Source organism: Massilimicrobiota sp. An142 (genome assembly GCF_002160725.1).
Taxonomy (GTDB): Bacteria; Bacillota_I; Bacilli_A; order Erysipelotrichales; family Coprobacillaceae; genus Allocoprobacillus; species Allocoprobacillus merdigallinarum.
The window spans coordinates 14,239-27,765 of the sequence record NZ_NFLD01000001.1 but is presented as its reverse complement, the minus strand read 5'-3'; the positions used below and the strand labels follow the sequence as shown (position 1 = coordinate 27,765).

General features: G+C 30.9%; 13 protein-coding genes. 10 read left to right on the top strand and 3 right to left on the bottom strand.

The window, feature by feature from the left end:
• Positions 1-45 precede the first annotated feature (45 nt).
• Both B5E87_RS00135 and B5E87_RS00130 read left to right on the top strand, forming a co-directional pair.
• Entirely contained in the window at positions 46-2,169 is a 2,124-nt protein-coding gene (locus tag B5E87_RS00135; RefSeq protein ID WP_158095515.1) for an ATP-dependent DNA helicase, read from the top strand.
• Between the two features lie 200 nt (positions 2,170-2,369).
• On the top strand, positions 2,370-3,707 hold the full coding sequence (locus B5E87_RS00130; protein WP_087242750.1) for a citrate synthase: 1,338 nt from the start codon (positions 2,370-2,372) through the stop codon (positions 3,705-3,707).
• Between the two features lie 9 nt (positions 3,708-3,716).
• Here B5E87_RS00130 and B5E87_RS00125 read toward each other — a convergent pair whose 3' ends face one another.
• Positions 3,717-4,205 (bottom strand): MFS transporter, encoded by a 489-nt coding sequence (locus B5E87_RS00125; protein ID WP_158095514.1) that lies wholly within the window; start codon positions 4,203-4,205, stop codon positions 3,717-3,719.
• Positions 4,206-4,322: 117 nt separating this feature from the next.
• Positions 4,323-5,387 carry a branched-chain amino acid aminotransferase gene (locus B5E87_RS00120; RefSeq protein WP_087242746.1) on the bottom strand — a complete coding sequence of 355 codons (1,065 nt, stop codon included), beginning with the start codon at positions 5,385-5,387 and terminating at the stop codon, positions 4,323-4,325.
• 255 nt (positions 5,388-5,642) lie between these two features.
• Here B5E87_RS00120 and B5E87_RS00115 point away from each other — a divergent pair, with 255 nt between their 5' ends.
• Genes B5E87_RS00115 through B5E87_RS00100 form a run of 4 tightly spaced genes read left to right on the top strand, consistent with a single transcriptional unit; the run spans position 5,643 to position 8,452 of the window.
• A complete protein-coding gene (locus B5E87_RS00115) occupies positions 5,643-6,320 on the top strand; it encodes a DUF969 domain-containing protein (protein WP_087242744.1) in 678 nt (225 codons plus the stop codon).
• Complete coding sequence (locus tag B5E87_RS00110) at positions 6,320-7,339, top strand: DUF979 domain-containing protein (RefSeq protein ID WP_087242742.1); 1,020 nt, start codon at positions 6,320-6,322, stop codon at positions 7,337-7,339. The genes B5E87_RS00115 and B5E87_RS00110 overlap by 1 nt, the downstream gene beginning before the upstream one ends.
• 13 nt (positions 7,340-7,352) lie before the next feature.
• Positions 7,353-7,994, top strand: coding sequence for a pyroglutamyl-peptidase I (gene pcp / locus B5E87_RS00105; protein WP_087242740.1), 642 nt, complete (start codon positions 7,353-7,355; stop codon positions 7,992-7,994).
• A complete protein-coding gene (locus tag B5E87_RS00100) occupies positions 7,994-8,452 on the top strand; it encodes a gamma-glutamylcyclotransferase family protein (protein ID WP_087242738.1) in 459 nt (152 codons plus the stop codon). Before pcp ends, B5E87_RS00100 begins: the two co-directional genes overlap by 1 nt.
• A 92-nt stretch (positions 8,453-8,544) precedes the next feature.
• Here B5E87_RS00100 and B5E87_RS00095 read toward each other — a convergent pair whose 3' ends face one another.
• Positions 8,545-9,066, bottom strand: a complete 522-nt coding sequence (locus B5E87_RS00095; RefSeq protein ID WP_087242736.1) for a cysteine hydrolase family protein — start codon at positions 9,064-9,066, stop codon at positions 8,545-8,547.
• Positions 9,067-9,183: 117 nt separating this feature from the next.
• On the opposite strand from B5E87_RS00095, the gene B5E87_RS00090 reads away from it, so the two are divergent.
• From B5E87_RS00090 to malQ, 4 genes are read left to right on the top strand one after another with little or no spacing between them, the layout of a single operon-like run.
• Positions 9,184-9,417 (top strand): FeoA family protein, encoded by a 234-nt coding sequence (locus tag B5E87_RS00090; protein WP_087242734.1) that lies wholly within the window; start codon positions 9,184-9,186, stop codon positions 9,415-9,417.
• Positions 9,407-11,419, top strand: a complete 2,013-nt coding sequence (gene feoB, locus B5E87_RS00085; RefSeq protein WP_087242732.1) for a ferrous iron transport protein B — start codon at positions 9,407-9,409, stop codon at positions 11,417-11,419. The genes B5E87_RS00090 and feoB overlap by 11 nt, the downstream gene beginning before the upstream one ends.
• Before the next feature lie 11 nt (positions 11,420-11,430).
• Entirely contained in the window at positions 11,431-12,072 is a 642-nt protein-coding gene (locus B5E87_RS00080; protein ID WP_087242730.1) for a lactate utilization protein, read from the top strand.
• A gap of 10 nt (positions 12,073-12,082) precedes the next feature.
• Positions 12,083-13,525, top strand: coding sequence for a 4-alpha-glucanotransferase (gene malQ / locus B5E87_RS00075; protein ID WP_087242728.1), 1,443 nt, complete (start codon positions 12,083-12,085; stop codon positions 13,523-13,525).
• Positions 13,526-13,527 lie beyond the last annotated feature (2 nt).

Genomic DNA, 13,527 nt, shown 5'->3' with positions numbered 1-13,527 from the left:
AATTTATAATATATTGTAAGATATAGATTAATGGAGGCGATTTATATGGATAAGAAATTTATCAAATTTAAAATACAAAAAGTTCTATTTTCAGAAGAATTAGAAGGAGAGTTTCTGTTTCGAACGCTCGCAATCGCAAAAGATATTTCTTGTGATGATGATATAAATGATGGTATTGTTGTTAAGATTGATTGCATTATTGAAGTATCAGAAGATTTCGAAATTGAAGGAACATATGATGTATTTTTTGACAAGAAATTTGGTCAATGTCTCTATCTTCCATTCGCTTCTGCTAATCCATATAATGATAAGAAATTTATCCAAATATTAAAATATATTTTTAAAAACATATTGAACAATAATCAAATTAATTTGTTATACAAAGATTTTGGACAAAAAGTGTTAAATTCATCTTTTGTGAAAAGAAATGTTTTAGAAGAAATTGGTGTTGAAGATGATTTAATAGAAGAAGTTATCAGAATTGTTAAGTTTTATGAAACATATCTAAATGCGTGCTCAGGGGCTAACAATCTTCTCAAAAATAATAAAAATCTTAAAAATGCAAGTAATGATTTTAGTAGTGATATGATTAAGGATAATATATATTATCTTGCTTATTATGGTGTTAGAGTTCAAGACCTTGATTGGGGTTATAGAAGTTATCTTAATAAGGAAAGAACACAAGCTTGCTTATTTCAGTATATTTCTGAAAGATTTAAGAAAAATGGAGACATGTTTGTAAAAATTGATAAAAATACAATTAATGATATTGTTAATTATGTTAATTTAATAAACAGACAAATACAAGTTAAAGATATTAATATTGATGATATTATTTCTTATAGAAATGGTAAAGAAATGTTTAAAAAAGTAAATAATTTTCTATATATTAGAAATAACTATTATATCGAAAAAGATATTTCTAAGTGTTTAAGAAATTTATCGAGCAAAAAAATATGTGAAATCAGTTATGATTTTCAAGATAATTTAAGCTTTTCGCAAAATTTAGCTATAAAAAATTCTATTAATTATCCATTATCTATAATAACTGGTGGTCCTGGAACAGGAAAATCTTTTACAATAACAGAAATTGTCAAGAAAATAATTTCATTACAAAAGACAGTAATGGTGCTTTCTCCAACAGGAAGAGTTGCTGATGCTTTGAGTAAGAAAATAAATGATGACAGATGTATCTGTCAAACAATTCATCGAGGAATTGGGTTAAATAATTTGGAATATGTTGGAAGTCTTAAGGATATCAATACTGATTATGTTATTGTTGATGAATGTAGTATGATTGATATAATTCTTTTTAAATATTTAATTCAACATATTAACAAAAATAGTAAGTTAATATTGGTAGGCGATTATAACCAATTACCTCCAATTGGAGGTTGTAATATTTTTAAAAAACTTGTACAAGCAGATTTTAATAGTAGTTTTAATATTTTTAAAATCAAACTAAATGAAATACATAGACTATCCAGTATAAGCAGCATCATTAAAAATAGTCAAAATATCATCAATGGTTGTAAGACTACTGACTTAATAACAGATAATAATTTCTATTACATAGATGCTGGCAATTTTGACACTGAAAAAATAGCTATTAAGGCTATTGATAATTTTATTAAACAGAGAAATGTCAATATTGATGATATCATGATTTTAAACCCAAACAACAATTTTGTTAGAAACATTAACAAGAAAATTCAAGAAAAATACAATTTAGAAAATTGTTCTATTAAGATTGGTAATAGAGTTTTTAAAAAAGGTGATAAGGTTGTTCAAATTAAGAATAATTATGATATTGGTGTTTTTAATGGAAATGTTGGAAAAATTATAGATATATCTTGTGATAATATTATTGTTGATTTTGATTCTAAGATTGTTAAATATGATAAGAATATGGCTAAGGAACTTGACATTGCATATGCAATTACAATCCATAAATCACAAGGCTCAGAGGCTCAATATGTTTTTGTGATTATTGATAAAAACAGTAAAAATATGTTAAATATGAATTTAATATATACTGCAATAACAAGGGCTAAGGAATGCTGTGTGTTAATTGGGGCATCCGAAGATATTAATTTGGCTTTTTCTAAATCCGCAGAAAACAATGGTAATAGCAACATCATTAAGTTGATTAATGATGGATATATTTAGAAGATTATTTTAGGAAAAAAACTATTGAAACATTAATGATACAATTGTATCAGTCAATGCACTGAAATGAATTTTTGTCAAGAGTGTAAAATTTTTTCGATATTTATCGAAAATTCCTAATTTGGTTTGATTAATTGTTGTATACAATTATACAAAATAGTGATATAATGGACTTAATATAGAAAAAGGGGTGAGAATCTATGAATGATCAAATCCAAGATTTTTTTGAAAAGTCCTTAGTTGAAAATCATATAGATAATGAACTTTATCAAACTTATTCTGTGAAAAAAGGTTTACGTAATGAAGATGGTACAGGAGTATTGGTTGGGTTAACTAAAATTTCTGATGTTGTTGGATATAAAATCCAAGATGGAGAAAAAACAGATGATTATGGAAGTCTTTATTATCGTGGTATTAATGTTGAAGACATTATAAATGGTCAAAGAAAAGAGAAAAGATATTTATTTGAAGAAGTGTGTTTTTTAATTCTTTTTGGTTATTTGCCTTCATATGATGAGTTTGAAAAATTCAAAAAAGTTTTAAGTGATCGTTATGAATTGCCTCCACATTATTTAGAGGCCAATATCTTAGGATTTCCAGCTAAAAATTTAATGAATAAATTACAGCAGGAAGTATTGATGTTATATGGTTATGATGATGATCCTGATAATACGAGTATAATAGAAACTCTTAACAAGGGAATTGATTTATTGGCTAAGATTCCAAGTATTGTCTGTTATACATATCAGACAAAAGTTCATTATTTTGATGAAAAGAGTTTGGTTATTCATCATGTCCAAAAAGATTTGAGTATTGCTGAAACGATTTTATCTTTATTGAGAAATGACGGAAAATTTACTCAAAAAGAAGCAGAAGCTTTAGATATTGCATTGGTTTTACATGCAGACCATGGTGGAGGAAATAACTCTACATTTACCAATGTCGTTATTTCTTCAACTGGAACAGATATATATTCTTCAGTAGCTGGAGCAATTGGTTCTTTAAAAGGACCACGTCATGGAGGAGCAAATTTAGCTGTAAAAAAACAAATGGAAAACGTTATTGAAGAAATATCATTAGATGCAACTGATGATCAAATAAAAATGATTATTAATCGTATTTTGGATAAAGATTTCAATGATGGCAGTGGTCTTGTTTATGGAATTGGACATGCTGTTTATACATTAAGTGATCCTCGTAGTGAGATGTTAAGTCAAATCTGTGAGGAATTGGCCATTGAAAAAGGGCGTCATCAGGAATATTTATTTTATAAACGTTTTGGTGAAATTGCTGTTCAAGAAATTTATCAACGAAAAGGAATTCATGTCTGTACGAATGTCGACTTTTATAGCGGTCTTGTTTATAATATGTTGAATATACCGAGTGATCTTTATACATTATTATTTGTTGTTGCAAGAACAGTAGGTTGGATCGCACATAATGTAGAAAACAAATTATATTCAAACCGTATTATCAGACCAGCTACAAAATATGTTGGGACATTAAAAGACTATCAGCCAATTGAAAAGCGTAAATAAAAAGCAAGTCTAAGCTTGCTTTTCTTTTTGTATTTTTAAACGATATGTTAATGATGATGGATGCTTTTGGCCAATAGCAATATAAATAAGAATAGATAAAATATTTGCTATAGCAATGATGGCAAACATATAATTATATCCAATCATATCAATCAAAACACCAGCGATTCCTCCACCTAAACCAATTCCCATATCATAAGCACATAGAAATGTTGAATTGGCTGCACCTCTTCTTTGAGGTGGTGCAATACTCACGGCCATAGACTGTAAGGCGGGTTCAATTCCTCCAAAGGCATAACCAGAAAGGGCTGCTGAAAGAAGAAAAGTGATGTTATGAGGTATGAAGGCTATCAGGAATAATGCAATAAACCTACACATATGACATGTATAAACAAAGATCGCTTCGCCTTTTTGATCGGCCACTTTTCCTATGAAAATTCTTGTTAAGAATAACATCACAGCTATAATTGTAAAATATATTCCACCTTTAAATGACAAAAAAGGCATAAGTCCATAATCTGGACTTACGCCTTTTTGCTGCTCGATAACGTTGATATTATAGCAAAATCATTTTTAAAATGTAAAAGTTTGTTTAAACAAATCTCTATATATTCATTATTTAACAACTTTTGTCCAATGATATTTATCTTCAAGACGCCCCCATTGAATACCTGTTAGAGTGTCATAAAGTTTTTGTGTGAGAGGACCTGTTTTAAAGTCATGAATCGTTATTTTTTCACCTTTATAACAAAGTTCACCAATTGGAGAAATAACAGCTGCTGTACCCGTTCCCCATGCTTCTTTTAATTGACCAGTACGACCCGCTTCCATGAGTTCATCAATACTTAAATCACGTTCTTCTACTTTATATCCCATATCTTTTAAGATATGTATAATAGAATCTCTTGTCACACCAGGTAAGACAGAACCTTCAAGTGCCGCTGTCACAACGGTATCACCAATAAGGAACATGACATTCATAGTTCCAACTTCTTCAACATATTTTCTATGAACACCATCTAACCAAAGAACCTGTGTATATCCGTTTTGTTCAGCTTTGACTTGTGCAGCAATGCTGGCAGCATAATTTCCACCACATTTTGTAAAACCGGTACCACCTTTGACCGCTCTGACAAATTCATCTTCAACCCAAATTTTCACTGGGTTTACACCTTCAGGATAATAAGCACCTACTGGTGAAAGAATGATGATGAAACGATAACTGTCAGCAGGATGTACCCCAACGCCTGGTTGAGAAGCATACATAAATGGACGAATATATAAAGATGTATCTGGTGCTGTTGGAATCCAATCTTGTTCAAATTTAACAATGGCTTCAACCGCTTCTACAAACATATCTTCAGGAAGTTCAGCCATACATAGACGTTTGTTAGAATTAATCATACGTTTTCCATTCATTTCTGGTCTGAAAAGTAAAATATCGCCATTTGGATTACGGTAAGCTTTTAATCCTTCAAATGTTTCTTGAGCATAGTGTAAAACCATTGTGGCTGGATCCATTGGAATGGGTCCATAAGGGACAATGCGTGCATCATGCCAACCTTGATCTTTATCCCAATCCATAATGAACATATGATCAGTAAAATATTTTCCAAAACCTAACTGATCTTGATTAGGTTTTTCTTTTAAAGTTTGTGCTTTTTCAATTCTTATTTCCATAAAAATCCCCCTTTTTGATTAAAGAAATTATACTCTTTTTTAAAGTTGTATACAATGTTTTTTTGAAATGAAATAATGAAAAAACGTTATATTTTCTATAATTCATAAATTTGTTTATAAAAAATTGTTATATTGGTATAAAATAGTAATGAACAACTTTAGTGAAAAGGGCATTGAGTTGCAAGAAATAGAAAAATCATATATAATATTTCATATATAATATTTTTGTTAACATTTTGAAAGGGGAGTGTATTTGTGGAGTATATAACACTGATTGGAATCGTTATCATCGTTGTAGGATTTGCCTTAAAATTAGATGTTTTAGCGACTGTTATTATTTCAGGAATTGTGACTGGTTTAGTCTCTGGAATGAGTTTTATTGAAATATTAGAAATCTTAGGAAGTTCTTTTGTTTCTAATCGTTTAATGTCAATTTTCTTAATTATTTTCCCAGTTATTGCGATTATCGAAAGATATGGTTTAAAAGAAAGAGCCGCATATTTAATTGGTAAAATAAAAAATGCATCAGCTGGAAAAGTTTTAGCTATTTACTCTGTTATTCGTACTATTGCTTCTGCATTAAATATTAGAATCGGTGGGGTTGTACAGTTTGTAAGACCATTAATTTATCCAATGGCTCAAGCAGCAGGTGAAAAAGTTAAAGGTGGAGAGTTAGATGAAAAAGAAGAAGAATCATTAAAAGGATTATCTTCTGCAGTAGAAAACTATGGAAACTTCTTTGCACAAAACTGTTTCCCAGCTGCCAGTGGTGTTGTTTTAATGTATGGAACAATGGCTGAAGCAGGATTTACAGAAGTGACTCTTGCATCCATTGCAACGGCTTCTATATATATTGCAGTTATTTCTGTAGCATTAACATTTGTTCAAGTCTTTTTATATGACAGAAAAATCAAGAAGGGAGGAAATAAATAATGTTAGACTTTTTAACAATTTATCTTCCTGAGTTCTTCTATGTTTTATGTGCATTTGTAAGTTTTGATACTGCTTATCGTGCAACACGTAATAAAGAAGCAAAAGTAGGAACAACATTATTCTGGGCTTTATTAGGTGTCATTTTTATGTTAGGGAAATTACTTCCCAATGTTTTAATTGGAGCTATGCTTGTTGTTATGGGATGCTTAACAGCAACAAATCAGGTGAAAATGGGTGAATTTACAGAATCAACTCATGAATTCCGTCAACAAGCGAGTGAAAAATTAGGAAATAAAATCTTTATTCCTGCTGTTTCTATTGGGGTTATGGCTTTAATTTTATCTTTAATTCAATATAATGCTGAAACAGCACAAACATTTTTCTTGAAATTAAGTAATTTCTTTACTTTACAATTATTTTCATTTGGTAGCAGTGCAGGAAATCCAACTGCATTAGATGGTGCCGTTATGACAGGAATTGCATGTCTTGTAGCACTTGTTTTAGCGATGATCATTTGTAAACCAAAATTATCTGAAACACGTAGTGATACATCACGTTTATTAATGCAAGTAGGAGCTTCTTGTTTATTACCACAGTTGTTAGGAGCTTTAGGAAGTGTTTTTAATGAAGCAGGTGTTGGAGATGTTATTTCAAACATTATTTCAAGTGTTATCCCATCTGGTAATATTGTGATTGGTGTTATTGTTTATGTTTTAGGTATGGTTATCTTTACAATGATTATGGGTAATGCTTTTGCGGCATTTACCGTTATTACCATTGGTATTGGGATTCCATTTGTTATTAATCAAGGTGGAGATCCATCAATTGTAGCTGCTTTAGGTATGACAGCTGGATATTGTGGTACACTATTAACGCCAATGGCAGCAAACTTCAATATTGTTCCTTGTGCCGTTTTAGAAACAAAAGATCAAAAATGGACTGTTATTAAATCACAGCTTCCAATGGCTATGATTATGATTGTTATTCATATTGTATTAATGCTTGTCTTAGCATTTTAGGAGGTTATAAAAGATGAAAATTTTAGTGACTGGTTTTGACCCATTTGGTGGAGATAAAATTAATCCCGCGATTGAATCTGTAAAATTATTGCCTGATGAAATTGCAGGAGCTCAGATTATAAAATTAGAAATTCCAACAATTTGTCATCAATCTTTAAAGGTCATTGATGAAGCAATTGCTAAATATGATCCAGATGTTGTTTTATCTATTGGTCAGGCTGGAGGACGTACAGCTATCACTGTTGAAAGAATTGGAATTAATATTGATGATTGCCGTATTCCTGATAATGCTGGGCAACAAATTATTGATGAACCTGTTTTTGAAGATGGACCTGCAGCTTATTTTTCTAATTTGCCAATAAAGGCCATGGTTGCACGAATTTGTGAAAAGAATATACCAGCTGCAGTATCTAATACGGCAGGGACATTTGTATGCAATCATGTGTTATATGGAGTTAGACACATAATTGAAACGAAATATCCAGGGAAAAGAAGTGGATTTATACATATTCCATTTTTACCAGAACAAGTTATTGAAAGAGCAAACACTGCAAGCATGAGTTTATCAACTATAGTAGAAGGTTTATGCGCAGCTATCGAAGCTATTGTAGATACTAAAGAAGATTTAAAAGTAACAGGTGGAGCGACACATTAATGGCAAAAGTATTTGTATATGGAACTTTAAGACAAGGTATGTATAATTATGACATTTATTTAAAAGATCAAGCAACATATTGTGGTCATGGTTATATAAAAGGAAGTTTAATGACAATTATTGGTAAAATTTATCCTGCTTATTTATGTGAAGGTCAGGATATGATTTTTGGTGAAGTTTATGATGTTAATGATCAGACTTTAGCTCATCTTGATGAGTTAGAAAGTTATTTTGGTGAAGATTGCCAGAATAATGAATATAATAAAATTTATATGGATATTTTAGATAATGATGGACAAGTTAAAGATCAAGCATATGTTTATGAGTTTAATATGGATAATCCTATGAATGTCAATCTCTTAGGTAAAGATATCCTAGAACATGATTATGTTCAATATATGCAAAAGAAAAAATTAAATTCACAAAATTTATTTGATGATGAAGATATGTTTTATTAAAGAGTGTTTATATTGAAACAAGTCTATTATAAATGTAAAAAACCACGTCTTTTGAATGAACTCTAAAAGTTCAATTCATGGCGTGGTTTTTACTATTCAATTATTTCTATTTGTAAAGACTTCATAACGTCAATACTTTTTTGATGAGTGATTTGATCACTGCTGGCACAACCTTTTAAATCTACACGTACGGGAGTGTCAGGTAAAGCTGATTTGACCATGATTGCATTCGATAAAACACAAATATGTGAAACAAGTCCAACTAAAGTAACACTTTCGTATTCTTTATTTTTTAAATCAATAGCCATTTCTAAAGATGGAAATGTTTCTTTCTTATAGCAGGTACAATCACTTAATAATTCTTTCACTTTTCCATATAACTGCCATCCTGGTGTATTTTCTATACAATGGGCAATAGGAAGATGCAATCCTTCATAAGTCTGTAGATAATTTGTTTGATGTGTATCCATTGTATAGATAATATCATCTTGATTTCGTTGGAATGTCTGAATTAAATGGACAATATGATTTTCTAGTTGAGGAGCTTCATCAAATCCTAAACTACCAGTCACAAAGTCATTTTGAAAATCAACAACAATTAATAATTTTTTCATGTTTTCACCTCAATATTATTTTACTGCTTGTTTGAAGCATGTCAATGATATTGGAAAAGATAATATTTTCATTGTTTAAAAAATGCGTTATAATGGGTAGGTAGATGAGGTGAGGGTATGACATTAGATCAGATGAGTCCTCAAACATTGGTACAGATTGTATCTGTTAATGGTAAAGGACTTTTGAGAAGACGCTTATTAGAAATGGGTTTAACACCCCATACATTAGTGAAAATCAGGAAAGTGGCACCTATGGGGGATCCAATAGAAGTTTATTTAAGAAGCTATGTTTTGACTTTGAGGAAAGAGGATGCTGCCTTGATTGAAGTGAGGGTGGTTGATGATGAGTAAAAAAATTGCTTTAATTGGTAATCAAAATTGTGGGAAGACAACATTATTTAATGCTTTGACTGGTTCTTCTCAGCATGTTGGGAATTTTCCTGGCGTTACTGTCGAACAAAAAACAGGATTCATAAAAAAACATAAAGATGAATTAGAATTAATAGATTTACCTGGTATTTATTCATTATCACCTTATACAGCTGAAGAAATCGTTTCTATTCGTTATTTATTGGAAGAAAAACCATGTTTAATTATTAACATTATTGATGCAACGAATATGGAACGAAATCTTTATTTAACAACTCAATTATTAGAATTAAATATTCCTATGATTCTGGTTTTAAATATGATGGATGAAGTGATTACGAGTGGTAATAGCATTGATATTGATGGCTTAAAGGAACGTTTAGAAATGGATATTGTTCCTATTTCAGCAAGTAAAAATGAAGGTATTGAAGATGTTATAACGGCTATTGAAAATAATTTAGATAAGCCATCACAACATATTGATATTTGTCATGGTGTTGTGCATAAAGCTATTCATTCTATATCACATATCGTTGAACAGAGTGCACAATCTTTACAGTTACCTTTACGTTATTGTGTGACAAAGATTATCGAAGGTGATGATGAGATGTTTGATCAATTGCATATTGATCAGGGAGATCGTCATATTATTGAGCATATTTTACAGAAGATGGAAGAAGAAGCAGGAACAGATCGTGAGGCAGCACTTGTTGATATGCGTTATTCTTTTATTGAAGATGTATGTAAGCAAACTGTTTTTATAGAAAGTGAAACAAAAGAACAAATTCGTTCTGAGAAAATTGATCGTTTATTGACACATAAATATTTAGGAATTCCTGTTTTTATTCTTATTATGTTGTTGATCTTTTATTTGACATTTTCACTTATTGGAGCACCATTACAAGATTTAATGGATTCTATTATTGGAGAATTTTCAAATATGATCATTCGCCTTCTAGAACAATATGATGTTGCTTTTTGGTTACGTTCTTTAGTTGGAGATGGTATTTTGGCAGGTGTTGGAAGCGTATTATCATTTCTACCAGTGATTGTGATTTTGTTTTTCTTTTTATCAATGCTGGAAGATAGCGGTTATATGGCACGTGTTGCATTTGTCATGGATAAGGCGTTGAGAAAAATAGGATTATCAGGACGTTCTTTTGTACCTATGTTAATTGGTTTTGGATGCAGTGTTCCAGCTATTATGGCAACACGTACCTTATCCAGTGATCGAGATCGTAAGATGACAATTATTTTAACGCCATTTATGTCTTGTAGTGCGAAACTGCCTATTTATGGAATGATTATTGCGGCTTTCTTTCCTCATAAAGCAGCAATAGTCATGATAAGCATTTACTGTATTGGAATTTTAGTCGCTATTATTTCTGCTTTATTATTGAAAAATACGATATTTATTGGTGAACCTGTTCCATTTGTATTGGAGCTTCCAGCTTATCGTATTCCAACTTTAAAAAATGTCTATTTAAATGTTTTAGATAAAGCAAAGGATTTTATCCATAAAGCTTTTACTATCATTTTTATGGCTTCTATTGTGATATGGTTTTTACAAAGTTTTAGTTTTACTTTTGATTTTGTCACAGACAGTTCGCAAAGTATTTTAGCTGCAATCGGCTCATTTGTATCACCTATTTTTGCACCACTTGGTTTTAATGATTGGCGTGCTTCAACAGCTTTAATGACAGGTATTACTGCAAAAGAGTCAGTTGTTTCTACTTTAACTGTTTTAACACAATCTTCTTCAACAGCAGCTTTAAATCAAGCATTAATTGGCATTTTTACACCATTAAGTTCTTTTACATTTTTAGTTTTTACCGTTTTATATATGCCTTGTGTTGCTGCTTTTGCTGCAACAAAACGTGAATTACGTTCATGGCCTCAGGCAATTTTAACAGTCATATTTCAAACCGGGATGGCATATCTGGTTGCGTTTGTTATCTATCAGTTAGGGCAACTGCTATTATAGGAGGATAAAAAATGGAAGAAAATTATCAAACATTATTACGTATGAAAGAAAATCAGTTAATAAAGGCTTTTGAAAAAAATCAGATGTCATGTATGATTGTGAAGGATGAAAATGAATTAAAACAATATTTAAGAACTGTTTTAAAGGATCAAAAGAAAGTTGCTGTAGGAGGAAGTGTCACATTATCACAATTAGGAATCATTGATTTGATAAGAGAAAGTGATGTACAGTTTATAGATCGTTATGAAATGGGATTATCTCAAGAACAAGTAAAAGAACGTTTAAGAGAAGGGCTATTGGCAGATATATTTATTACAGGAACTAATGCTTTGACAATGGATGGATGTTTATATAATATAGATGGTACAGGTAATCGTGTAGCTGCAATGATCTTTGGTCCTAAAGATGTTTATGTTATTGCTGGAATAAATAAAATCTGTGCGAATGAACAGGAAGCGATTGAACATATACGTCAATATAGTGCACCAGCTAATGCTTTACGATTGCATAAGCATACACCTTGTACAAAGTTAGGACAATGTCAGGATTGTTTAAGTGACGAACGTATTTGCAGCAGTTACGTTAAACTTGCTTATCAGGGACAAAAAAAGCGTATTCATGTCATTATTATTGAGGAAAATATAGGTTATTAGGTGAAAAGTTATGAAAAAAACAGGTATTTTATTTCCTATTTCAGCATTGCCTAGTGCATATGGAGTAGGAGATTTTGGTCAAAATGCATATCAATTTATTGATAAAATAGCCGCAGCACATCTTGAAATTTGGCAGATACTGCCATTAAATCCATTAGGATATGGTCATTCCCCATATCAGCCTTTATCAAGTCATGCTGGTGATGAAATTTATTTAGATATCGAAGCTTTTATTGAAGCAGGGTTGTTATATCCTGATGAAGTTCACATTGATAATCAACAGAGTTTATATGTAGATTATGCAAAGGTAAGAAAACAAAAACAAGCATATTATCGTTTGGCATTTTCACGTTTTCATGGTGATCAGCAATATCAGGAATTTGTTGAAAAAAATAAGTCATGGCTTTATTCTTATGCTATTTTTAGAGTTTTTAAATCACATCATCATGAATGTTCATGGGCTGAATGGCCAGAAGAATATAAAAATTATCAACATGATCAATCTTTTTCATTATTGCCGTTTACTAAGGATATTGATTATCAAATTTTCTTACAGTATTTCTTTTTCTTACAGTGGCAACAACTCAGAGATTATGCGCACCAAAAAAATATTGAAATTATTGGAGATATGCCTATTTATGTAGGATTAGATTCGGCAGATGTCTGGCAAAATAGAGAATGCTTTTTACTAGAAGAAGATGGGACACCTTCATTTGTAGCAGGTGTACCTCCTGATTATTTTAGTAAATTTGGACAACGTTGGGGAAATCCTATTTATAATTGGGAATATTTGAAGCAACACCATTATGCCTTTTGGGTTGAACGTATGAAAGCGAGTCAACAAATGTATGATCGTGTCAGAATTGATCATTTCAGGGGATTTGATACGTATTGGAAAATTCCAGCGAGTGAACCGACTGCTGTTATCGGGGAGTGGGTTGAAGGACCAAGTTATGATTTATTTGATACTCTGTATTCATCAATTAATCATTTATCTATTTTAGCTGAAGATTTGGGTGATTTAAGAGATGAAGTTTATCAGTTGAGAGATCATTATTATTTAAAAGGTATGTATGTTTTTCAGTTCCATTATGCCTATGATTTTGATTTTTCAAAAGTTGTTGTTTATAGTGGAACACATGATAATGATACTTTAGTTGGATGGCTCAATACTTTAGATGAAGATGAATATAAAAAATTAGAAGAACTATTACAAGATTATTCACAACAACATATGTATCAGAAAATCTTAAATTATTGTTTAGATTTAGATGCCAAAGAAGTTATTATTCCATTTTGGGATTTGATGGGCAAAGATACATCTTGTCGCTTTAATGTACCAGGGAAAATTGGTTCTCCTAACTGGGAATATCATTTAACAGATTTTCAGGAATTTGATGTCTATTTAGAACAGTTCTCTCATATGATAAAAGAGAGCAAAAGGGGAGATTAATT